Below are 22,305 nucleotides of genomic sequence, written 5' to 3'. Positions count from 1 at the left end.
TCGCCCCTCGCGGCTCGGTGGTGCTAGACCCCCTCTTCGTGACCGATGCGGTGGGGTTAGGCCTACCGTCATTCGAGCGTGACAAGACAACCGGCCCCGTTCCCTGGACAATGCACAGGCGACACTCAGGGGAGAAAGCGAATTCAAGCTGTGACAGCGACCATCAGCCAGACGTCCGACGGCCAGGGCCCCGGGCCCGCCCTGCGGCCCATCACCGAGCGCATCGCCGAGGAGATCGGCGTCCGCGAGGGGCAGGTGCGGGTCGCGGTGGACCTGCTCGACGGCGGGGCGACCGTCCCGTTCATCGCCCGCTACCGCAAGGAGGCCACCGGCGCGCTCGACGACGCCCAGCTCCGCGCGCTGGAGGAGCGGCTGCGCTACCTGCGCGAGCTGGACGAGCGCCGCGCCGCGATCCTGGAATCGGTCGAGTCGCAGGGCAAGCTCACCGACGAGCTGCGAGCGCAGATCATCACGGCCGACTCCAAGGCGCGGCTGGAGGACATCTACCTCCCGTACAAGCCGAAGCGGCGGACGAAGGCCCAGATCGCCCGCGAGGCCGGGCTCGAACCGCTCGCCGAGATGCTGCTCGGCGACCCGTCCCGCGACCCGCAGGCCGAGGCCGCGGCGTTCGTGGACGAAGAGAAGGGCGTCGCCGACGCGGCCGCCGCACTGGAGGGCGCCCGCGCCATCCTGGTCGAGCGCTTCGCCGAGGACGCCGACCTCATCGGCGCCCTGCGCGAGCGGATGTGGAACCGGGGGCGCATGGTCTCGCGCGTGCGGGACGGCAAGCAGGAGTCGGGCGCCAAGTTCTCCGACTACTTCGACTTCGCCGAGCCGTTCGCGAAGCTGCCCTCGCACCGCGTCCTCGCGCTGTTCCGGGGGGAGAAGGAGGAGGTCCTCGACCTCGACCTGGAACCCGAGGAGGCGGGGGAGGACCCGGCCGCGCGCAGCTCCTACGAGGTGGAGATCGCCCGCCGGTTCGAGATCGCCGACCAGGGGCGTCCCGCCGACAAGTGGCTGTCGGACGCGGTCCGGTGGGCCTGGCGCACCCGGATCCTCGTCCACCTCGGCATCGACCTGCGCACCCGGCTGCGGCAGGAGGCCGAGGACGAGGCGGTCCGCGTGTTCGCCGCCAACCTGCGCGACCTCCTGCTCGCCGCGCCCGCCGGCACCCGCACGACCATGGGCCTCGACCCGGGCCTGCGCACCGGCGTCAAGGTCGCCGTCGTGGACGCGACCGGCAAGGTCGTCGCGACCGACACGATCTTCCCGCACGAGCCGCGCCGCAGGTGGGACGAGTCGATCGAGACGCTCGCCCGGCTGGCCCGCGAGCACCGGGTCGACCTGGTCTCGATCGGCAACGGCACCGCCTCACGCGAGACCGACAAGCTCGCCGCCGACCTGATCGCCCGGCATCCCGACCTCAAGCTGACCAAGGTCATGGTGTCGGAGGCGGGCGCGTCGGTGTACTCGGCGTCGGAGTACGCGGGCCGCGAGCTGCCCGGCATGGACGTCTCGCTGCGCGGCGCGGTGTCCATCGCCCGCCGCCTGCAGGACCCGCTCGCCGAGCTGGTCAAGATCGACCCCAAGTCGATCGGCGTCGGCCAGTACCAGCACGACGTGTCCGAGGTGAAGCTGTCGCGCTCCCTCGACGCCGTCGTCGAGGACTGCGTGAACGCCGTCGGCGTCGACGTCAACACCGCGTCCGCGCCGCTGCTCACCCGCGTGTCGGGCATCGGCGAGGGCCTCGCCGACAACATCGTCGCGCACCGCGACGCCAACGGCCCCTTCCGCAGCCGCGCCGGGCTGAAGGGCGTCCCGCGGCTCGGCCCGAAGGCGTTCGAGCAGTGCGCGGGCTTCCTGCGCATCCCCGGCGGGGACGACCCGCTCGACGCCTCCAGCGTGCACCCCGAGTCCTATCCCGTCGTCCGCCGGATCCTGGACTCCGCGGGCACGGACATCAAGTCCCTCGTCGGCAACACCGCCGTCCTGCGCTCGCTCAGGCCGGCGGAGTTCGTCGACGACACCTTCGGGCTGCCGACCGTCACCGACATCCTCGCCGAGCTGGAGAAGCCCGGCCGCGACCCGCGCCCGGCGTTCCGGACCGCCACGTTCAAGGAGGGCGTCGACAAGCTCGCCGACCTCGAACCCGGCATGCTCCTGGAGGGCGTCGTCACCAACGTCGCCGCGTTCGGCGCGTTCGTGGACGTCGGCGTCCACCAGGACGGGCTCGTGCACATCTCCGCGATGTCGGACAAGTTCGTCTCCGATCCCCGCGAGGTCGTCAAGCCCGGCGACATCGTCCGCGTGAAGGTCCTGGACGTCGACCTGCAGCGCAAGCGCATCTCGCTCACGCTGCGCCTGGACGACGAGCCGGGCCGCGACCAGCAGGGCGGCGGCGGTCGGCGCGGCGAGCAGCGCGAGCAGCGCGAGCAGCGCGAGGGCGGCGCGCGTCCGGGACGCGGCGGTCAGGACCGGCGCGGCCAGGGCCAGCGGGGCCCGGGGCAGCGCGGTCAGGACCAGCGGGGTCAGGAGCAGCGGGGTCAGGAGCAGCGGGGGCAGGGCCAGCGGGGTCAGGACCAGCGCGGCCGGAACCAGCGCGGCGGGCAGCGCCGCGGCGGCCAGGGAGGCGGCGACTTCTCCGGGGGCGGCGCCATGGCCGACGCGCTCCGGCGCGCCGGCCTGGACAAGGGCCTCCCCAGCAAGGACAAGGGCCGCTCCGGCAAGAAGCGCTGACACCCGGCGACAGCGTTGAACGGCGTCCCCCGCTCGGCGGCGGGGCGCCGTTCAGTCGTCGCCGAAGCCGCGCCAGCGACCGTCCGAGCCCGTCTCGGTCGGGCGCCGCGGGCGGACGGGACGCCGCGGCTGCGGCGCCGCCTCGGGGGGAGAGGCCTCGGGCCGGGCGTGGGAACCCTCGCCGAGCGGGTCCTGCGCGTACGGGGAACGCTGCCGCGGCACCTGCGGAGCGTGCCGGTACGCCTGGCCGAGCCTCGGGCCGCCCAGCGCCGGCCCGCCGACCGCCGTGCCGAACGGGTCCACCGCGTCGGCGCCCTCCGCGGAGGAGCCGTCGGGCTCGTCCGGAATCGGCCGGTGCCGGGGGAACTGCAGGACGGCGACCGCGCCCAGCGCCAGCGCGCCCAGCCGCATCGCCGAGTGCGCCGCGTCCTGCGGCCACGGCTCCGCGTACAGGAACGTGCCCATGACCAGCAGGTAGGTCTTGGCGCTCACGGTCATCACGGTGGCCACGATCGAGACCCGGCAGCGCTGGAACGCCATGACCATGATCCCGAACCCGATGGCCGCGGCCAGCACCGTCAGGTACGGCCACGGCGTCGCGGCGATGCGCGGGCTCGTGGCGTGCGCGTCGTCGCTCCACCCTTTGATCGCCAGCTCGGCGGTGCCGACCGGGAAGCCCGAGCTCAGACCGTAGGCGATGCCGGTCACCGGGCGGGCGTGCCGGCCGTCGGGCCGGTGGTCGCCGAGGACCAGGATCAGCACCGGCACCAGCACCGCGGGGGCGACCACCGCGGCGATCTTCCACAGCGGCGCGTCGGCCGAGCCGATCGGCTCGTCTCCCCGCAGCGACGCGGTCAGCAGCAGGATCGCCCCGCCGATCAGCACCAGGCTGAGCCACTCGCGCGGGGTGAGCCGCTCGCCGAAGAAGACCAGCGCGATCAGCAGCAGCGGCACGATGCCCGACATGAAGATCGGTACGGCGGTGGACAGCGGCAGGTTGCGCAGCGCGAGGATCTGCAGGCCGAGGCCGCCGAGCACGATCCCGAGCGCGATCAGGAAGACCCAGTTGCTCACGATCGTCCACACCATGTGCGGGATGCGGTTGCCCCGGACGGGGGGCATCCGGTCCGCCGCGAGCTTGAACACGGCGAACCCGAGGTAGTAGAGACCGGTCGCACTGGAGGCCGCGGCTATCCCGTTCATCCCGGACGAGTATGGGGGTCCCGGTGCTCCATGTCACTGCCCGTACGGTGGCGCTGACTCGGATTCCCCGGGCTTGCGGGCCTCCGATGTCCGCAGCCGGGGCCGCGACCCCATAGACTTGGCCGCGCGAAGGCGCGGAGCCGTATTTCGGCGTGCCCGCGCCGCCGAGAGACTGACCGGCCGAGCACCACGGCGCAGCCCGCTGCGTGGAGGCCGAGGGCTCGCACGTAAAGAGGAAGAGAACGCGTCGAACGCCGCGGCCGAGACAGCGCCCGATCAAGGAGACCGACCCCAGTGAAGACCGATGTCGAGGAGCTGACCCCCACGCGGGTCAAGCTCACCGTCGAGGTTCCGTTCGACGAGCTCAAGCCGAACCTCGACAAGGCGTACAAGGAGATCTCGCAGCAGGTGCGGATCAAGGGCTTCCGGCCCGGCAAGGTTCCCGCCCCGCTGATCGACAAGTACGTCGGCCGGGGAGCGGTCCTCCAGGAGGCGGTCAACGACGCGCTTCCCGAGCTGTACGGCCGCGCCGTCGAGGAGTCCGAGATCTTCGTGCTCGGACAGCCCGACGTCGAGGTGACCGAACTGGAGGACGGCACCCAGTTCGCGTTCACCGCCGAGGTCGACATCCGGCCGAAGTTCGAGGTGCCCGACTACGACGGCCTGGAGGTCGTCGTCGAGGACGCCGAGGTCACCGACGAGCAGGTCGGCGAGACCATCGACAACCTCCGCGAGCGCTTCGCCTCCCTCACCGGCGCCGAGCGCGCGGCCGAGGAGGGCGACTTCGCCACCATCGACCTCGTCGCGCGGATCGACGGCGAGGAGATCGAGGACGCCTCCACCGCGGGCTACTCCTACGAGGTCGGCAGCAACTCCGCGATCGAGGGGCTGGACGAGGCCATTGTCGGCCTCGCCGCGGGCGAGGACAAGACCTTCACCGGCACCCTGGTCGGCGGCGAGCACGCCGGCGAGGAGGCCGAGATCACCGTCACCGTGCAGAGCGTCAAGGTCAAGAACCTGCCCGACCTGGACGACGAGTTCGCCCAGCTCGCCAGCGAGTTCGACACGATCGAGGAGCTGCGCGAGGACGTGCGCGTCCGGCTCGGGCGGCAGGTGAAGCTGCAGCAGCTGTCCGAGGCGCGCGACAAGGCCCTCGAGGCGCTCCTGGAGAAGGTCGACATCCCGCTTCCCGAGAAGGTCGTGGAAGAGGAGATCGGCCGCCGCAACCAGCAGCTGGAGCAGCAGCTCCAGATGGCCGGCATGACCAAGGACGACTACCTCAAGGAAGAGGAGAAGACCGCCGAGGAGTTCGACACCGAGGTCGCCGACGCGGCCCGCCTCGCGGTCAAGGGCGGCTTCGTGCTCGACCAGCTCGCCGTCCAGGAGGAGCTGAACGTCGAGAACGAGGAGCTCAGCGAGTACGTCGTCTCGCAGGCGATGCAGATGGGCGTGCAGCCCCAGCAGCTCGCCGAGTACCTGACGCAGAACAACCAGCTCCCGGCGATCGTCTCCGAGGTCCTGCGCAGCAAGGCGCTGAACCTCGTGGTCGAGCACGTCACGGTCAAGGACGAGTCGGGCAACGAGATCGACGTCGACGCCGTGCAGCGCGAGCTGAACGGCGAGACCGTCCAGGCCGAGGACGCCGGCGAGGACGGAGCCGACGTGCAGGCCGAGGGCGGCGCTCCGGAGGAGGCCCCCGAGGAGACGGCTGAGGCCGCCGCTGAGGAGACCCCGGCCGCCGACGCTGCCGACGAGCAGGACGGCAAGACCAAGGACGCCTAGAGCTTTTCCTGGACGTCCACGAGGCACCGGGCACGCCCCGCATCCGTACGACGGGTGCGGGGCGTGCGCGTGAGCGGGGTCCGCCGGGCCGGATGCGAGGCGAAGATCGTCCGGAACGCGCGCGTCGCCCGGGCCGCGCCGGGTACGCCCCTGGCGAAAAGCCGGGCCCCCGGGCGTGAGTGGGCCCGTGAGCGCGTTAATGTCCAATCATCCGAACCGATTAAAAGGACCGGAGGAACACCCGGTGAGCATGCCTCCGACTTTCGACGAGTCGTCGCGGATCCAGGCGCGGGTCGCCGAGGCGCCCCTGTTGCCTCTGGGCGACCAGCTGTTCCAGCGGCTGCTGCGCGAGCGCATCGTCTTCCTCGGCCAGCAGGTCGACGACGACATCGCCAACCGCATCTGCGCCGAACTCCTGCTGCTGTCGGCCGAGGACGGCCGGCGCGACATCACGCTCTACATCAACTCGCCAGGCGGCTCCGTCACCGCCGGCATGGCGATCTACGACATCATGCAGTACGTCCCGAACGACATCGTCACGGTCGGCATGGGCCTGGCCGCCTCGATGGGGCAGTTCCTGCTGTGCGCGGGCGCCCGGGGCAAGCGCTACGCCCTGCCGCACGCGCGGATCATGATGCACCAGCCGTCCGGCGGCATCGGCGGCACCGCCTCCGACATCAAGATCCAGGCCGAGCAGATGCTGTACGTCAAGAAGACGCTCGCCGAGAAGATCGCCGAGCACACCGGCCAGGAGCTCGACCAGATCGAGCGCGACTCCGACCGGGACCGCTGGTTCACCGCCGACGAGGCCAAGGACTACGGGTTCGTCGACCACGTCGTGCTCAGCGCCAACCAGGTGCCCTCCGAGGGCCCCGTCTCCTGACGACCTCACAACGATTCGGAGGCACACAGTGAGCGACCTCATCCGACCCGGTTTCAGCGATATGGTCCGGCCCGCCGCGTACGCGGGCGGCTCTCCGAAGCCGGTCGACGACCGCTACATCATTCCGTCGTTCGTCGAGCGCACCACGTACGGGGTCAAGGAGATGAACCCGTACAACAAGCTCTTCGAAGAGCGGATCATCTTCCTCGGCGTGCAGATCGACGACGCGTCCGCCAACGACGTGATGGCCCAGCTGATCACGCTGGAGTCGATCGACCCCGACCGCGACATCAGCATCTACATCAACTCGCCGGGCGGCTCGTTCACCGCCATGACGGCGATCTACGACACGATGCAGTTCGTCAAGCCCGAGATCCAGACCGTGTGCATCGGCCAGGCGGCGTCCGCCGCGGCGGTGCTGCTCGCGGCCGGGACGCCGGGCAAGCGGGCGGCGCTGCCCAACTCGCGGATCCTGATCCACCAGCCCGCGACCGAGGGCAGCTACGGCCAGTCCAGCGACATCGAGATCCAGGCCCGCGAGATCATGCGGATCCGCGATCTGCTGGAGTCGATCCTGGCCGAGCACAGCGGCAAGGGCATCGACGAGGTCCGCCGCGACATCGAGCGCGACAAGATCCTCACGGCGGCCGAGGCCAAGGACTACGGCCTCATCGACGACGTCTTCGCCAGCAGGAAGCGGAAGGCCGAGGTAGTGTCGTCCTGAGACGGCACGAGGACGAGGGAGTCCCCCAGCCCGGTCGTCACACTTCCGGGCGAGGGGCTTTCCAAGTCCGCTGGAGGCGGTAACGTCGAACCCGACGTCGTGAGCCTCCGGGACGCAGACCAGCTGCGCCGCATCCTCCAAGGCTGGCGGCCCCACGAAAAGGAGACGGTTGGGTGGCACGCATCGGCGACGGTGGTGACCTGCTCAAGTGCTCGTTCTGCGGGAAGAGCCAGAAGCAGGTCAAGAAGCTCATCGCGGGTCCGGGCGTGTACATCTGCGACGAGTGCATCGATCTCTGCAACGAGATCATCGAGGAGGAGCTCTCCGAGACCTCCGACCTCAAGTGGGACAACCTGCCCAAACCACGGGAGATCTACGAGTTCCTCGACTCCTATGTGATCGGGCAGGAGACGGCGAAGAAGGCGCTCTCCGTCGCCGTCTACAACCACTACAAGCGGATCCAGTCGGGTGACACCGGCCGTGACGACCTGGTCGAGCTGGGCAAGTCCAACATCCTGCTCCTCGGTCCCACCGGATCCGGCAAGACGCTGCTCGCGCAGACGCTCGCCAAGCTGCTCAACGTCCCGTTCGCCATCGCGGACGCCACGGCGCTGACGGAGGCGGGCTACGTCGGGGAGGACGTCGAGAACATCCTCCTCAAGCTGATCCAGGCGGCCGACTACGACGTCAAGAAGGCCGAGACCGGGATCATCTACATCGACGAGGTCGACAAGATCGCCCGCAAGAGCGAGAACCCGTCGATCACCCGGGACGTGTCGGGGGAGGGCGTCCAGCAGGCCCTGCTGAAGATCCTGGAGGGCACCACCGCCAGCGTGCCGCCGCAGGGCGGCCGCAAGCACCCCCACCAGGAGTTCATCCAGATCGACACCACGAACGTGCTGTTCATCTGCGGCGGCGCGTTCGCCGGCCTGGAGAAGATCGTCGAGTCCCGGGTCGGCAAGCAGGGCATGGGCTTCGGCGCGCAGATCCGCTCCAAGTCCGACTTCGAGGAGTCGTCGGCGGTGCTCGGCGACGTGATGCCCGAGGACCTGCTGAAGTTCGGCATGATCCCCGAGTTCATCGGCCGGCTCCCGGTGATCACCTCGGTGCACAACCTCGACCGCGAGGCGCTGATCAACATCCTCACCGAGCCGAAGAACGCGCTGGTGCGCCAGTACCACCGCCTCTTCGAGCTCGACGGGGTCGACCTGGAGTTCACCGACGACGCCCTGGAGGCGATCGCCGACCAGGCCATCCTGCGCGGCACCGGCGCCCGCGGCCTCCGCGCGATCATGGAGGAGGTGCTCCTGTCGGTGATGTACGAGGTGCCGAGCCGGCAGGACGTCGCCCGCGTCGTCATCACCCGCGAGGCCGTGCTGGAGCACGTCAACCCGACCCTCGTCCCGCGCGACCGTCCCAAGCGCGAGCCGCGGGAGAAGTCGGCCTGACACCGCACGAGATCTGAACCGCACGAGAGCAGCGGGCGCCCACGCGGCACCGCTGCTCTCGGCGTTTCCGGCTAGGGGCGCGTCCGTCCTGCGGCCGCGCGGGACGGGTGGTTCCTGAGGGCGTAGTCGACGGTGTCCAGCGCCCACGCCCAGGACGTGTCGGCCGCGCGGGCCGTGTGGCCGAAGGCGCCCGCCAGCTCCAGGCTCACGTAGCCGTGGAACACGCTGCCGAGGAAGCGCACCGCGTCGGTCTGGTCGGGTTCGGGAAGGTCGTACCCGCGCAGGATCGCCCTCGTCATCTCCGCGTGCCGGGGCCCGGCGCTCGCCGCCGCCGTCTCCGGGTCGAGTTCGAGGCGGGCCGCGGCGTACCGTCCGGGGTGCTCGGCGGCGTAGGCGCGGTAGGCGCCGGCGCACGCCACGAGAGCGTCCTTGCCCGCGCGTCCCGCCACCGCGCCCGCGACCCTGTCGGCCAGTTCCTCCAGGGCCAGCAGGGCGACCCGCACTTTCAGCTCCCGCGCGTTCTCGATGTGCGCGTACAGGCTCGGGTCCTTGACGCCGAGCCTGCGCGCCACCGCCGAGACGGTGAGCCGGTCGAAGCCGATCTCGTCGGCCAGCTCCGCCGCCGTCCGGGCGAGGCGTTCGGCGGTGATGCCCGCGCGTGCCATGGAACCTCCGGACCTAGAGCATCTTGGTGACTGCCTATTCATGTTAGGGAACGCGCGGACATGGCGAAGCGGCCCGCCCCGGCCGCCCCCACCGCCCGAGTTCGCCGTCCATGCTTTCGAGCGCAGCAGCCATCACGTGGCCCTCACCCCGCTCGGCGGGGACCGCGTCGAGCAGCGACGCCGTCAGTGCGGGCACCGCGAGCGCTCCGCCGAGGCCGACCGGAACCATCAGCGCCGCCACCGTCTCCACCCGGGTATGCGTGCCGACCGTGGTCAGCGCCGCCAGGCCGGCGGTCCCGAGCAGTTGTCCCGCCGCGATCGGCACGCGCGGGCCGAACCGCCCGGCCAGCCGCGCCGAGGCCAGGTTCACCACGGCGACCAGTGCCGTCATCGGCACGAACAGCAGACCCGTGTGGAGGGCCGACTGCCCGCGCTCCTGCTGGAAGTACAGGCTGAAGGTGAACACCCCGCCGCCGAGGCCGCGGCCGATGTCCGGCAGCGCGACGGTGACGATCAGCGCGTCCAGCGAGATGAGGACGAAGCCCAGCAGGGCGGTGCCGAGCGCCACGGGGGATCCGCCCCGGGTCGCCTCCGGCACCGCGGCGCGCTCGTCGTTGGAAGTGGGGGACGGGGGGCGTCATGAGGGCTCTCCAGGTCTCGATGATCTCGATACTGGTCTCGGCCGGGCAGGGCGCGGCGCGGCCGACCGTCGCGCGACAGGCAACTGGGCGAGCCCTTGAACGGGACGCGTCGCATTGCGCCCCATCGACCGTGCCCCGTTGACGGCGGACGGCGCCGGCGCTCACACGCTGGCATCTGGCGCTCCGGCCCGGCAACGCCCGAATTCTCAAGGCGCCTTTAGCGCGGCTAACAGCCCTTGGCCGGCTGCCGCCGTCGCCCGGCCGAGGCGTGCGCCGGTGAGGCCGCGCGTGCCAGGGAACCTCGTCCCTAGGGTAACTTGGTGATTGCCTAATACTATTAGGAAATATGAGGGGGCAGGCATGACCGAGTGGATCACCACTCCCATCGACATGCGCATCGTGCGCGGCGCGCTCGAACTGGAGCGGACGGCACGCGGTGTGCTGCCGCACCGGCTGCCCCTCGCCGCCCGCGTCCAGTTCCACGACGAGTACATGGCGAGGACGGAGGAGCAGCCGTCGGGAGTGCGGCTGGCGTTCCGCACCCGGGCCACCGCCGTGGAACTGGACGTCCTGCCCACGAAGCGGGCCTACGAGGGCGCCCCTCCGCAGCCGGACGGCCTCTACGAGTTCGTGGTGGACGGGCGTCCGGAGGGCCGGGCCAGCGTGCCCGGCGGGAACCTGGCCGTCATCGACATGGCGACCCAGAAGGCGGTCACCAGGCCGGGCGAGCCGGGCACCCTCAGGTTCGCGGGCCTGGCCGCCGGGGCCAAGGACGTGGAGATCTGGCTGCCGCAGGTCGAGTCCGCCGAGCTGATCGCCCTGCGCGCCGACGCCCCCGTCGAACCCGTCCCGGACACCGGACGCCCCGTGTGGCTCCACCACGGCAGCTCGATCAGCCACGGCTCCACCGCCGCCGGCCCCACCTCCACCTGGCCCGCGGTGGCCGCCGCCCGGGGCGGGGCGGATCTGGTCAACCTCGGCTTCGGCGGCAACGCGATGCTCGACCCGTTCACCGCGCGCGCCATCCGCGACACCCCCGCCGACCTGATCAGCCTCAAGATCGGCATCAACGTCGCGAACGCCGACGCGATGCGGCTGCGCGCGTTCGGGCCCGCCGTGCACGGCTTCCTCGACACCGTCCGCGAGGGGCATCCCGACACGCCGCTGCTGCTCGTCTCGCCGATCCTGTGCCCCGTCCAGGAGCACACGCCGGGCCCCCTGGCCCTCGATCCCGAGGGCCCGGGGCTGCGGTTCCGGGCCACCGGCGACCCGGCGGAGGTCGCGAGCGGGCGCCTGACGCTGACCGTCATCAGGGACGCGCTGGCCGGCATCGCCGCCCGGCGCGCCCAGGACGACCCTCACCTGCACTACCTCGACGGCCGGGCACTCTACGGCGAGGCCGACTACGCGGAGCTGCCCCTGCCGGACGGGGTCCACCCCGCCCCCGAGACCCACCGCCTCATCGGAGAACGCTTCGCGGCACTCGTCTTCGAGAGCGAGCACGGAGCCTTCGCGGCCCGCTGAGCCAGGGGAGGGGCCCGGGCGCCCGCCCGGGTGCCGCTAGGCGGCCGGGCCGCCGGAGATGTCGCCGACCAGCGCCGCGACCTCGTCGACGAGGGCCTTCTGGTGCGGCTGGAGGTCCTGGCCCGCCATCCCGGAGACGACCGGCAGGAACGGGTCGTCGAAGGGCTCGGCGCCGGCCAGGGTCTCGATGACCGCCAGACCGCAGAACGGCACGTACACCGGGTTGTAGCCGCCCTCGTGCGACATCGCGATCCGGCCGGAGCACACGTCCTCGGCGACGTCCATGAGCCGCCGCGTCATGCTCCGGTAGCCCACGGAGGTGAGCAGCTGCCGGGCCAGCGGGTCCATCGCGCTGCCGTCGAAGCCCGAGGCGACGAGGATGAGATCCGGCTGGAACCGCCGCAGGGCCGGCGCCACCACCTGGTCCATGGCGTACAGGTAGCCTCCGTCGCCGGTTCCCGGCGGCAGCGGGACGTTCAGCGCGTACCCGAAGCCGGCGCCGTCGCCGCGTTCGGTGAGCGCGCCGCTGTTCGGCGGGAAGCAGTTGTCCTGGTGCAACGAGATCGTGAGCACGTCCGGGTCGCCGTAGAAGAACGACTGCGTCCCGTTGCCGTGGTGGACGTCCCAGTCGACGACCGCGATGCGCCGCACGCCGAGGACGTCGCGGGCGTGCCGGGCGGCGATGGCGAGGTTGCCGAAGACGCAGAACCCCATGCCGCTGCCCGCGACGGCGTGGTGGCCGGGCGGGCGGACCAGGGCGTACCCGTTGGCGACGTCGCCGTTGACGACCGCCTCGACCATCGCGAGGACGCCGCCGGCCGCCAGGGTCGCGATCTCGTGGCCTCCCTTTCCGAAGGGGCTGAAGCCGTCGCCGGCGTCGCCGCCCTTCGGCCACCCGCTCTCCGTCTTGATCCGCTCCAGATGGTCCCGGGTGTGGACCTTCAGGATCTCCTCCTCCGTGGCGTGCCGCGGCCGCACCCGCTCCAGCCGGTCGATGAGCCCGGACACGACGATCAGTTCGTGGATGCGCCGCTTGGTCTCGGCGTTCTCCATGTGCATGAACGGTTGCAGCCCGGCCGCCGGGTCCGCCCCGAACAGGCCGGCGTTCGATCCGGTGTCATGCCAGCCGAAGATCTCGTGGTACAGGTAGCCCGTGGTCATCGCTTGTTCCTCTTCCGGTGACGAGAGCGCTTTGCCCAGTGGAGGTGCCGGTCGCCGCAGGTCCGCCTGCGGGCCCGGTCGCGTTATGGGACCGCGGGCCGGGCGTCCGGGACATCCGTAGAACTGCGGAGTCGCCCGGTCGGCACGGGGGCGGGCCCCGCCCGGGCCGGGGGGCGTGAGCGGCTTCGGATCGTGACGCCGGAAGATCTTGTCCGGGCGCCCGTCCGCGCCATAGATTCGGGGCTCTCGTCGTGGTTCGCTGCCCGACCGCGCGCGGCCAGGAGGTGCCATGCCCACATATCGGCATGTCGCGCTCGCGGCCGAGATCGGGATGCTGGTCCACGAGCCCGACGCGGCCCGGGCGCGCGGGGAGATGCTGCGCCTGCTGAACGAGGTCCTGGACGGCGACGCCGCGTCCCTGATAGCGGTCGACCCGTTCGACGAGAAGCACCGCCAGGTCGCCGGGGTCGGCTACACGGCCGAGACGGCGCGCTCGCTGGCCGTCGACTTCGCCCGCACCCCCTGGTTCGACGACGTGCTCAACGCCGAGCTGCCCCCGTCCATCTCCGAGGAGCCGAGCCAGAGCTTCCGCCGCGGCTGGTTCTACGAGGAGTACGTGGAGCCCGCGGGATTCCGGGACGGCATGACGGGGGCCCTGCGGCACCAGGGGCGGTACGTGGGCCTCGTGCACCTCTCCAGCGGACGGCAGGGGGCGTTCGACACCCGGGGACGCCGGCTGCTCGCATCCGTCATGCCCGCGCTGGCTGCGGCGGCGGATGTGGCAGGGCGCGCCGTCCACGCCGGCGGGGTGCGGCCCTCGGATCGCGTCGCCCTCGTGTCCGGCGACCGGATCGTGCCGGTGCCGGAGCGGGAGCGGCCGCAGGTGCTGGAGGATCGCGCCTTCCGGGAGGTCGTCGCGGAGTTCCGGGAGTCGGGCGGCCGGCGGCTCCGCGCCCTCTGGCCCCTCGACCGGACGTGGCACCGCGTCGGGCTGCTCTCACCCGAGCTTCCCGTCCGCCTGCCGGGGGCGGTGCTCGTCCACGCGCGGCCCGCCGTGGTGCCGTACGGACTGACCGGCCGCGAGGTGGAGGTCCTGACGCGCCTGGCGATGGGGATGTCCAACGACGTCATCGCCCAGCAGTTCTTCCTGTCGCCGCGCACGATCCACAAGCACGTCGAGCACGTCCTGCAGAAGACCCGGACGTCGAGCCGGACCGAGGCCGCGGCGCTCGCCGTGCGCGAGGGCATCCTGCGCCCCGTGCCCGGACTGCCCCGGCGCGCCGGGGTGCGGGCCTTCCTGACCCGTGCGGGCGGTTGACCCGCGCCGCCCCCCGCGGGGGGACGTCAGCCGCGGGACTCGCCGAGGCCGGCCTCGCGGGCCAGGACGATGGCCTGGGCGCGGTCGGCGACGTGCAGCTTCATGAAGATGTTCGAGACGTGGTTGCGGACGGTCTTCTGGCTGAGGTAGAGCGTCCCGGCGATCTCGGTGTTGCTGCGGCCCTGCGCGATCAGTTCGAGGACCTCCCGCTCCCGCTCGGTGAGCTGCGGGAACGCGGCCTGCCGCGGGTCGGGCATGTCGGTGAAGTAGGTGAGCACGCGGCGAGCGATCTCCGGGCCGTAGATGGCCTCGCCCGCCGCGACCGCCTTGACGGCGCGGGCGATCTCCTCCGCGCCCGACTCCTTCAGCAGGTAGCCGCGGGCGCCGGCGCGCATCGCCGCGAAGACCGAGTCGTCATCGCGGAACATCGTCAGCACCAGCACGCCGATGCGCGGGCTGGTGCGGGTGATGGTGCGGGTAGCCTCGATGCCGTTGCCGCCGGGCATGTGCAGGTCCATGATGACCACGTCCGGCTGCAGCTCGGCCGCGAGCCGCACCGCGCCCGGGCCGTTCTCGGCCTCGCCGACGACCTCCACTCCGAGCGCCTGCAGCAGGCCCTTCAGCCCCTGCCGGAACACCGGGTGGTCGTCGGTGATGAGCACCCGGATGGTCTCGGTCATCGCCGCTCGTCTCTTCCGATGGAGGGACGATGGTACCCGGCGGCGATCCGCGCGGCGGCGAGCGGCAGGCGGACGGTGACGACGGTCCCGCCGCCGTTCCGGGACGCGATCGCGCAGCTGCCGCCGACCTCGGCGGCCCACTCCTTCATCGCGGCCAGGCCGCGGCGCGGCCTCGGCTGGCCCCCGTTGCGGAGGGCGTCCGGCAGGCCGGGCCCGGTGTCGGCGACCATCAGGTGAAGGTCGGCGTCCCGGGTCAGCCTGACCGTCACGGTGCTCTCCGGGGCGTGCAGCCGGACGTTCGTCAGCGCCTCCTGCGCGATCCGGTACGCCGCGACCTCCACCGCGGCCGGCAGCCCCGCGGGCTCGCCGTCGAACCGGACGTCCACCCGCTCGCAGCAGCCGGCGGCGAACGACTCGATCGCGGCGACGAGGCCGAGGTCGTCCAGCGCGGGGGGCCGCAGCCCGTGCGCGAGGTCGCGGATCTCCCCGACGGCGTTCGCGAGCCGGTCCCGGACCTCGGCGAGCAGCGGGTCCATCCGCTCCGGCTCGCCGGCGAGGGTGATGCGGGCGGCGTCCAGCGACATCGCGAGGCTGGCGAGCGTCGGCCCGAGCCCGTCGTGCAGGTCGTGGCGCAGCCGGCGGCGCTCCTCCTCGCGGCTGGCGAGGATGCGCTCGCGGGAGCGCTGCAGGTCGGCGGTGAGACGGTGGAGGTAGGGGATGGTCGCGGCACGTGCCGCCACGGCCCCCGCTGTGAACGCGCCGGCCAGCACGGCGGCGCGTGCCAGTCCCGCTCGCATCCCGTCCCTCTCCCTCCGCCCCGCCATCGCGGGACTTCGCCGCCACCCTTTCCGGCGAGGCGACCCGGTGTCAGGTGACCAGTGTCCCGACCGCGGCGGGAAAACGCTCTCTGACCCCTCCCGCCGCGTGTCGCGGGCGCCGCGCACGACGCTGGCCAGGCCGATGCCCGCGGGCGGCGCGCCCCTCCACGCGGCGCTCGCGGACGCGGTGCGAGGCGGCCCGGCCGCCGGGACGGGCGCCCCGAAGGCCGTTCCGGTCGACCGGATCAAGGTGATCTGCGTGGACGCGAGGGGGTGCGGCAGGGGCCGCCGGAGCGGATCTCCCCGGGCGCGACCGGCCGTCCTGGGCCGTCCACCCCGCGCGTCCCCGTAGAATCGTCAGCCGTGACACAGCCCAGCAATGAGCGCGGCCAGGGCGCCGCCGCGGACGTCGACCTTCCCACCCAGTACCGGCCGGCCGATGTAGAGGGCCGGCTCTACGAGCGGTGGGTATCGGCGGGGCTGTTCACCGCCGATCCGGAGCGCGCGCCCGAGCGGCCGGCCTTCTCCATCGTGATCCCGCCGCCGAACGTGACCGGTTCGCTGCACATGGGCCACGCCCTCGACCACTCCATCCAGGACACCCTCGTCCGGCGCCGCCGGATGCAGGGCCACGAGGTGGCGTGGGTGCCGGGCATGGACCACGCGGGCATCGCCACGCAGAACGTGGTGGAGCGCGAGCTGGCCAAGGAGGGCCTGTCGCGGCACGACCTCGGGCGCGCCGACTTCGTCGAGCGGGTCTGGCAGTGGAAGGCCGAGTCCGGTGGCCGCATCCTCGGCCAGATGCGCCGCCTCGGCGACAGCGTCGACTGGACGCGCGAGGCGTTCACGATGGACGACGACCGCGCCCGCGCCGTCCGGACGATCTTCAAGCGGCTGTTCGACGACGGCCTGATCTACCGCGCCGAGCGCATCATCAACTGGTGCCCGCGCTGCCTGACGGCGCTGTCGGACATCGAGGTCGAGCACGAGGAGGTCGACGGCGAGCTGGTGTCGATCCGGTACGGGTCGGGCGACGACGAGATCGTCGTCGCGACCACCCGGGCGGAGACGATGCTCGGCGACACCGCCGTGGCCGTCCACCCGGAGGACGCCCGGTACGCGCACATGGTCGGGCGGGAGATCGAGCTCCCGCTGACCGGCCGCCGGATCCCCGTCGTCGCCGACGAGCACGTCGACCCCGCGTTCGGCACCGGCGCCGTCAAGGTGACCCCCGCGCACGACCCGAACGACTTCGAGATCGGCCGGCGGCATTCCCTGCCGTCCCTGTCGGTCATGGACGAGCGGGGCGTCGTCACCGTGCACGGCCCGTTCGCGGGGCTGGACCGGTTCGAGGCGCGCCCGGCGGTCGTGGCCGCGCTGCGCGAGCAGGGCCGGATCGTCAAGGAGGTCCGCCCCTACAAGCACTCGGTCGGGCACTGCCAGCGCTGCTCCACGGTCGTCGAGCCGCGCGTGTCGCTGCAGTGGTTCGTCAAGGTCGAGTCGCTGGCGCGGGCCGCGGGCGACGCCGTCCGCGACGGCCGCGTCAAGATCCACCCGCCGGAGATGGCGTCCCGCTACTTCGAGTGGGTCGACAACATGCACGACTGGTGCATCAGCCGCCAGCTGTGGTGGGGGCACCGGATCCCGGTCTGGTACGGGCCGGACGGCGAGGTCGTCTGCCCGGGGCCCGACGAGGAGCCGCCCGCCGGCTGGACGCAGGACTCCGACGTCCTCGACACGTGGTTCTCGTCCGCGCTGTGGCCGTTCTCCACGCTCGGCTGGCCGGACGAGACGCCCGACCTGAAGCGCTTCTACCCCACGTCCGTCCTGGTCACGGGCTACGACATCCTGTTCTTCTGGGTCGCCCGCATGATGATGTTCGGGCTGTACGCGATGGACGGCGTCCAGCCGTTCGACACCATCGCCCTGCACGGGATGGTCCGCGACCAGTTCGGCAAGAAGATGTCCAAGTCGTTCGGGAACGTCATCGACCCGCTCGACTGGATCGACGCCTACGGCGCCGACGCCACCCGCTTCACGCTGCTGCGCGGCGCGAACCCGGGCGGCGACGTCCCGGTGGCCGAGGAGTGGGTGCAGGGCTCGCGCAACTTCTGCAACAAGCTGTGGAACGCGACCCGGTTCGCGCTCATCAACGGCGCGCACACCCGCGGCGACATGCCCGCCGAGCTCTCCACGGTCGACGCCTGGGTGCTGTCCCGGCTGCACGCGGTGATCGCCGAGGTCGACGCGCACCTGGAGGCGTTCGACTTCGCGAAGGCGTGCGAGGCGCTCTACCACTTCGCGTGGGACGAGGTCTGCGACTGGTACGTGGAGCTGGCCAAGGTGCAGCTCGCCGACGAGCGCGCCGAGGCGACGCGCCGCGTGCTCGGCGAGGTCTTCGACAACCTGCTGCGGCTGCTGCACCCGGTCGTCCCGTTCGTCACCGAGGAGCTGTGGACGTCCCTGACGGGCGCGGAGACGGTCGTCACCGCGCCGTGGCCGGCCGCCGACCCGGCGCGGCGCGACGGCGGCGCCGAGGAGCTCGTCGGCTCCCTCCAGCGGATGGTGACCGAGGTGCGGCGGTTCCGCGCCGACCAGGGCCTCAAGCCCGGTCAGCGGGTCGCCGCGCGGATCGAGTGGAACGGCTCCGCCCTGCAGGGCCACGAGGACGGCATCCGTGCGCTGCTGCGCCTCACCGAGCCGGAGGACGGCTTCTCCTCGACGGCGTCCCTGCCGGTCGAGGACGTGAAGGTGCACCTCGACACCGCCGGGGTGATCGACGTCGCCGCCGAGCGCAAGCGGCTGGAGAAGGACCTGGCCGCCGCCCGCAAGGAGGTCGACCAGGCGCGGCGCAAGCTCGGCAACGAGGCGTTCATGGCGAAGGCGCCCGAGGCGGTCGTGGCGAAGAACCGCGACCGGCTCGCCCAGGCGGAGTCCGACATCGGCAGGCTGGAGTCGCAGCTGGCCGCGCTCCCGGCGGGCTGACCTCCGCGGGGGGCCGGCCCGGCCGCTCTTGACACGGGTGCTGACACGGCGATCCTTCGGCGCCGCGGCGCCTGCCGCAGTTACGATCCGGTAGGGCCCGTGGGCCTTTGCGGTAGTTGAACCATCAGGAGTGCAATGGCCGATTCACCACCTCGGTCCGGCACGCCGGACTCCCCGTCCGGCGACGACCTGGACGCGGCGCAGGTCATCGAGGACGGTCCCGGACCGGAGTCCGCCCCGGCGCCCTTCGGCGGCGCGCGCCCCTGGTGGTCGGTCGACATCGGCGACGGGACCGGCCCGCACGCGATGGTGAACGGCACCGGCCCGCACGCCATGCCGAGGAACGGCACCGGCCCGCACGCGATGCCCGTCTCGGCGAACGGGTCGGGAGCGATGCCGGTCGTGGGCACGGGCCCGCACGGCGTCCTGCGGGACGGCACCGGCCCGCTGCCGCCGGTGCCGGGCCCCCCGGCCGGGCCCGGCGGGCGCCTGCCGAAGCCGCTGCTGGTCGCGGGCGCCGTGGCGGGCGCCGGGGTGCTGCTCGTCGCGGGCGTGCTGGCGCTGCGGGCCGGCGGCGGCGCCGACGACACCGGGGCGACGGCCGGTCCCGGGCCGTCCAAGAAGGTGGTCAAGGCGGGGCCGACGGCCGGGGGCCTGCACAAGGATCCGCTGACCTCGCCGCAGGCGAGCGTCGCGTACCCGTTCGTCGCGGGCGCGGTCGAGGCGGGCGGCGTCCCGGTGGCCGGGAGCGGCCTCGCCGTCTACACCGAGGAGCCGGTGCGCAAGGTCAACGTGCTGTTCGTGGGCGGGACGGGCCGGATCGGCGATCCCGCGGACTTCCTCCAGGAGACGCAGCCCACCACGTTCATCGCCGGGCAGGACGCCGACCCTGGGCGCAGGGGCGGCAAGGCGGTGTGCGGCACGTTCGCCGTCCTCGCCGAGACCCACACCTACTGCGCGTGGGCCACCAAGGACTCCTTCGGCGTCGTCGCGTCCAACAAGCCCACGGCGAACCCGCAGTTCCCCCTGATGGCCGACTTGATGCACCGCATCAGGAAGGACGTCGAGAAGCCGAAGTGACGTAGAGGCGTTCGGTGTCGGCGCCCACCGCGTCCAGGACGAGGCCGGTGAAGTAGACCGTGCCGAGGGCGACCACGCGGTGCCCGAGCGTCGCGAGCGACTCGGGCGTGATCGCGGCGGGCCCGACCACGTCCCACCGCGGCGGCAGGGCGCGGGTGAACCGCAGGTGCGGCAGCGCGAGCCGGACGAACGTCACGGGCAGCGCGCCCAGTGCGGCGACGGCGCCGTCCAGGTCCTTGTGGTCGGGGAGGCAGACCACGGCGTGGTCGACCGTCCCCCACGCCTCCCGGGCGGCGGCGAGGGCGGCGGCGACCCCGGTCCGGTCGATCGCCGAGTCGACCAGCACCCGGGTGGCCGACCCGGGCACGTCGTGCCACGACAGGCGGCCGGGCAGGACGATCGAGGACAGCACGTCCCGCACCGTCCCGGCGGGGGGCTCGGCCACGCCGGGGAGGCGGCGGGCGGCGACCACGCCGAGTTCGGCGGCCGCGCGTCCGAGACCGGCGGGGAGCAGGTCCCGGGGGAGTCCGCTGCCGCCGGGTCCGACGAACTCCACGGCGCCGAGGACGCCCGCGACCTCGGCCGACTGCGGCGCCGACAGGACACGCGTCCGCGGTCCGGCGACGCCGAGCTTCTCCTCGGCGATCTCGGCCGGCGTGTCGCCGAGCACCCCGGCGTGCTCCCGGAAGACGGGCGTGATCGCGGCCACGTCCGGGGGGAACAGCGCGACCTCGTCCGACCGTCCGCCCATGCCCGCCTCCAGGACGAGCGCGTCCGCCCCGGCGCGGCGCGCGTGCAGGACGCCCGCGACCGTGAAGAGCCCCGACGGCGACAGGTAGCCGCCGGACGGCGGGGGGAGCGCGGCCACGGCCTCCCCGAGGACGTCCGCCAGGCGGGCGAGTTCCCCGGCGGAGACGGCGCGCCCGTCCACCCTGATGCGGTCGCGCTCGCTGCGCAGCCCGGGACTCGTGACCGTGCACACGCGCAGCCCGGCGGCCCCGAGGAACGCCGACGCGTAGGTCGCCGCCGTCCCCTTCCCTTTGGAACCGACGACGGTCAGGACGGGAACGCCCGGCGCGAGGAGGCCCAGCGCGTCCGCCAGCGCGCGGGCCCGCCCGACGTCGCGGGACTCGCCCGGGGCCCGCCGCTCCCACTCGCGGAAGAACACCTCCATCCCTCCAGTGTGGGCCCGGACGGAGGCGCGCCCGCCGCCGAGTAGGCTCTGTGACCGTGAGTCAGGTATCCGAGCCGTCCGATTACAGGGCCACCGTCGGCGCGATCATGGGGCGTGGGGTCGAGTGGGAGATCGACCCGACCCTCGACCGGATCGCCGACCTGGTCGACGTTCTGGGGGCGCCGCACCGCGCGTACCCGGTGATCCACATCGCCGGGACGAACGGCAAGTCCACCACGGCCCGGCTCGTCGAGGCGCTGCTGCGCGAGCGCGGTCTGCGCACCGGGCTCTACACCAGCCCCGAGCTGACGACGCTGCGCGAGCGCATCGCGATCGACGGGGAGCCGATCAGCGAGGAGCGGTTCGTCGAGGCGTTCAACGACGTGCTGCCCTACCTGCAGCTGGTCGACGACAAGCACGAGACCCGGCTGTCGTTCTTCGAGGTGCTCACCGCGATGGCCTTCGCGGCGTTCGCGGACGCGCCGGTCGACGTGGCGGTGGTGGAGGCCGGCATGGGCGGCGCCTGGGACGCCACGAACGTCGCCGACGGCGCCGTCGCGGTGATCACGCCGATCGGCCTGGACCACACCCGCTACCTGGGCGACACGCTGGAGCAGATCGCCGGGGAGAAGGCGGGCATCATCAAGCCGGGCGCGATCGCGGTGCTGGCGCAGCAGCCGGTCGAGGCCGCCGAGGTCCTGCTGCGGCGGGTCGTGGAGACCGGCGCGACGGCGGCGCGCGAGGGCGTCGAGTACGGCGTGCTCGGCCGGGACGTCGCCGTCGGAGGCCAGCAGATCTCGCTGCGCGGCCTGCACGGCGTCTACGACGAGATCTTCCTGCCGCTCTTCGGCGAGCACCAGGCGAGCAACGCCGCGACGGCCCTGGCCGCCGTGGAGGCGTTCGCCGGAGGAGCCCCCACCCGGGGCGAGCCGAACCTGGAGGCCGCGACCCGGATCGCGCCCGGCGAGTCCTTCCTCGGCGGCGAGGAGGGGCAGCTCGATCCTGCCCTGGTCCGCAGCGGCTTCGCCAAGTCGGCCTCGCCGGGCCGGCTGGAGGTCGCCCGGACGGGCCCGACCGTCCTGCTGGACTCGGCGCACAACCCCGCCGGGATGGCCGCGACCGTCGCCACGGTCACCGAGTCGTTCGGCTTCACCCGGCTCGCCGGGGTCCTCGCCATCGCCGCCGACAAGGACGTCGCCGGGGTCCTCGACCAGCTCGAACCCGTTCTGGCCGAGCTGGTGGTGACCCGCAACTCCTCGGCGCGCTCGATGCCGCCCGAGGAGCTGGCCGAGATCGCCGAGGGAATCTTCGGCGCCGACCGCGTCCATGTCGTCCAGCGGCTGGACGACGCCATCGACCGGGCGATCGGCCTCGCCGAGGAGACCGGCGAGTACCGGGGCGCCGGCGTGCTGATCACCGGCTCGGTGGTCACGGCGGGCGAGGCCCGCACCCTGCTGCGCGTCGGTGAAGGCCGGTGACGGGC

The 22,305-nt window shown here is 72.6% G+C and carries 17 protein-coding genes; 10 read left to right on the top strand and 7 right to left on the bottom strand.

Going from position 1 to position 22,305, the window contains the following annotated elements; genetic code table 11:
• Positions 1-150: 150 nt before the first annotated feature.
• Positions 151-2,736, top strand: coding sequence for a Tex-like N-terminal domain-containing protein (locus AB0C87_RS12065; RefSeq protein WP_360577362.1), 2,586 nt, complete (start codon positions 151-153; stop codon positions 2,734-2,736).
• Between the two features lie 51 nt (positions 2,737-2,787).
• Here AB0C87_RS12065 and AB0C87_RS12060 read toward each other — a convergent pair whose 3' ends face one another.
• Entirely contained in the window at positions 2,788-3,939 is a 1,152-nt protein-coding gene (locus tag AB0C87_RS12060; protein ID WP_345180875.1) for an EamA family transporter, read from the bottom strand.
• Between the two features lie 294 nt (positions 3,940-4,233).
• On the opposite strand from AB0C87_RS12060, the gene tig reads away from it, so the two are divergent.
• From tig to clpX, 4 genes are all read left to right on the top strand, one after another.
• Positions 4,234-5,721, top strand: a complete 1,488-nt coding sequence (tig, locus tag AB0C87_RS12055; RefSeq protein WP_353832485.1) for a trigger factor — start codon at positions 4,234-4,236, stop codon at positions 5,719-5,721.
• Between the two features lie 250 nt (positions 5,722-5,971).
• Positions 5,972-6,604, top strand: a complete 633-nt coding sequence (locus tag AB0C87_RS12050) for an ATP-dependent Clp protease proteolytic subunit (protein WP_345181000.1) — start codon at positions 5,972-5,974, stop codon at positions 6,602-6,604.
• Positions 6,605-6,665: 61 nt separating this feature from the next.
• Complete coding sequence (locus AB0C87_RS12045) at positions 6,666-7,328, top strand: ATP-dependent Clp protease proteolytic subunit (protein WP_360577578.1); 663 nt, start codon at positions 6,666-6,668, stop codon at positions 7,326-7,328.
• Between the two features lie 173 nt (positions 7,329-7,501).
• Positions 7,502-8,776: an ATP-dependent Clp protease ATP-binding subunit ClpX gene (gene clpX / locus AB0C87_RS12040; RefSeq protein WP_149261596.1), complete on the top strand. Its 1,275-nt coding sequence runs from the start codon at positions 7,502-7,504 to the stop codon at positions 8,774-8,776.
• 71 nt (positions 8,777-8,847) lie between these two features.
• On the opposite strand, the gene AB0C87_RS12035 is transcribed toward clpX, so the two are convergent.
• Both AB0C87_RS12035 and AB0C87_RS12030 read right to left on the bottom strand, forming a co-directional pair.
• The gene (locus AB0C87_RS12035; RefSeq protein WP_360577359.1) at positions 8,848-9,441 is read right to left on the bottom strand and encodes a WHG domain-containing protein; all 594 of its coding nucleotides are present in this window, start codon (positions 9,439-9,441) and stop codon (positions 8,848-8,850) included.
• A 43-nt stretch (positions 9,442-9,484) separates the two neighbouring features.
• Positions 9,485-10,009 carry an MFS transporter gene (locus AB0C87_RS12030; RefSeq protein ID WP_360577358.1) on the bottom strand — a complete coding sequence of 175 codons (525 nt, stop codon included), beginning with the start codon at positions 10,007-10,009 and terminating at the stop codon, positions 9,485-9,487.
• Between the two features lie 433 nt (positions 10,010-10,442).
• Between AB0C87_RS12030 and AB0C87_RS12025 the strand changes: the two genes are divergently transcribed.
• The gene (locus AB0C87_RS12025) at positions 10,443-11,606 is read left to right on the top strand and encodes a GDSL-type esterase/lipase family protein (RefSeq protein WP_360577356.1); all 1,164 of its coding nucleotides are present in this window, start codon (positions 10,443-10,445) and stop codon (positions 11,604-11,606) included.
• Positions 11,607-11,642: 36 nt separating this feature from the next.
• Here AB0C87_RS12025 and AB0C87_RS12020 read toward each other — a convergent pair whose 3' ends face one another.
• On the bottom strand, positions 11,643-12,767 hold the full coding sequence (locus tag AB0C87_RS12020) for a class II histone deacetylase (RefSeq protein ID WP_360577354.1): 1,125 nt from the start codon (positions 12,765-12,767) through the stop codon (positions 11,643-11,645).
• Positions 12,768-13,056: 289 nt separating this feature from the next.
• Here AB0C87_RS12020 and AB0C87_RS12015 point away from each other — a divergent pair, with 289 nt between their 5' ends.
• Positions 13,057-14,085 (top strand): LuxR C-terminal-related transcriptional regulator, encoded by a 1,029-nt coding sequence (locus AB0C87_RS12015; protein WP_360577352.1) that lies wholly within the window; start codon positions 13,057-13,059, stop codon positions 14,083-14,085.
• Between the two features lie 26 nt (positions 14,086-14,111).
• On the opposite strand, the gene AB0C87_RS12010 is transcribed toward AB0C87_RS12015, so the two are convergent.
• Both AB0C87_RS12010 and AB0C87_RS12005 read right to left on the bottom strand, forming a co-directional pair.
• Positions 14,112-14,765, bottom strand: a complete 654-nt coding sequence (locus tag AB0C87_RS12010; protein WP_179836648.1) for a response regulator transcription factor — start codon at positions 14,763-14,765, stop codon at positions 14,112-14,114.
• A complete protein-coding gene (locus AB0C87_RS12005) occupies positions 14,762-15,562 on the bottom strand; it encodes a sensor histidine kinase (protein ID WP_345180858.1) in 801 nt (266 codons plus the stop codon). Before AB0C87_RS12005 ends, AB0C87_RS12010 begins: the two co-directional genes overlap by 4 nt.
• A 384-nt stretch (positions 15,563-15,946) precedes the next feature.
• Between AB0C87_RS12005 and AB0C87_RS12000 the strand changes: the two genes are divergently transcribed.
• Positions 15,947-18,568 (top strand): valine--tRNA ligase, encoded by a 2,622-nt coding sequence (locus AB0C87_RS12000; RefSeq protein ID WP_360577350.1) that lies wholly within the window; start codon positions 15,947-15,949, stop codon positions 18,566-18,568.
• Between the two features lie 135 nt (positions 18,569-18,703).
• Positions 18,704-19,648: a hypothetical protein gene (locus AB0C87_RS11995; protein ID WP_360577348.1), complete on the top strand. Its 945-nt coding sequence runs from the start codon at positions 18,704-18,706 to the stop codon at positions 19,646-19,648.
• Here the strand turns inward: AB0C87_RS11995 and AB0C87_RS11990 are convergent.
• Positions 19,620-20,822 carry a hypothetical protein gene (locus AB0C87_RS11990; protein ID WP_360577346.1) on the bottom strand — a complete coding sequence of 401 codons (1,203 nt, stop codon included), beginning with the start codon at positions 20,820-20,822 and terminating at the stop codon, positions 19,620-19,622. The genes AB0C87_RS11995 and AB0C87_RS11990 overlap by 29 nt on opposite strands.
• 107 nt (positions 20,823-20,929) lie before the next feature.
• Here AB0C87_RS11990 and AB0C87_RS11985 point away from each other — a divergent pair, with 107 nt between their 5' ends.
• A complete protein-coding gene (locus AB0C87_RS11985; protein WP_360577576.1) occupies positions 20,930-22,300 on the top strand; it encodes a folylpolyglutamate synthase/dihydrofolate synthase family protein in 1,371 nt (456 codons plus the stop codon).
• The last annotated feature ends 5 nt before the right edge of the window (positions 22,301-22,305 follow it).

The organism is Actinomadura sp. NPDC048021 (genome assembly GCF_040653135.1).
Classification (GTDB): Bacteria; Actinomycetota; Actinomycetes; order Streptosporangiales; family Streptosporangiaceae; genus Spirillospora; species Spirillospora verrucosospora.
Note: the sequence above shows the minus strand (reverse complement) of the source record. Positions and strands in the feature narration are given on the sequence as shown.

Coding starts and splice junctions, on each gene's coding strand:
- AB0C87_RS12050 (WP_345181000.1), top strand. CDS start 5,972: ATGCCTCCGACTTTCGACGAGTCGTCGCGGATCCAGGCGCGGGTCGCC.
- AB0C87_RS12045 (WP_360577578.1), top strand. CDS start 6,666: ATGGTCCGGCCCGCCGCGTACGCGGGCGGCTCTCCGAAGCCGGTCGAC.
- AB0C87_RS12015 (WP_360577352.1), top strand. CDS start 13,057: ATGCCCACATATCGGCATGTCGCGCTCGCGGCCGAGATCGGGATGCTG.
- AB0C87_RS12020 (WP_360577354.1), bottom strand. CDS start 12,767: ATGACCACGGGCTACCTGTACCACGAGATCTTCGGCTGGCATGACACC.
- AB0C87_RS12010 (WP_179836648.1), bottom strand. CDS start 14,765: ATGACCGAGACCATCCGGGTGCTCATCACCGACGACCACCCGGTGTTC.
- AB0C87_RS12035 (WP_360577359.1), bottom strand. CDS start 9,441: ATGGCACGCGCGGGCATCACCGCCGAACGCCTCGCCCGGACGGCGGCG.
- AB0C87_RS12025 (WP_360577356.1), top strand. CDS start 10,443: ATGACCGAGTGGATCACCACTCCCATCGACATGCGCATCGTGCGCGGC.
- AB0C87_RS12005 (WP_345180858.1), bottom strand. CDS start 15,562: ATGCGAGCGGGACTGGCACGCGCCGCCGTGCTGGCCGGCGCGTTCACA.
- AB0C87_RS12060 (WP_345180875.1), bottom strand. CDS start 3,939: ATGAACGGGATAGCCGCGGCCTCCAGTGCGACCGGTCTCTACTACCTC.
- AB0C87_RS11990 (WP_360577346.1), bottom strand. CDS start 20,822: ATGGAGGTGTTCTTCCGCGAGTGGGAGCGGCGGGCCCCGGGCGAGTCC.
- AB0C87_RS11995 (WP_360577348.1), top strand. CDS start 18,704: ATGGCCGATTCACCACCTCGGTCCGGCACGCCGGACTCCCCGTCCGGC.
- AB0C87_RS11985 (WP_360577576.1), top strand. CDS start 20,930: ATGGGGCGTGGGGTCGAGTGGGAGATCGACCCGACCCTCGACCGGATC.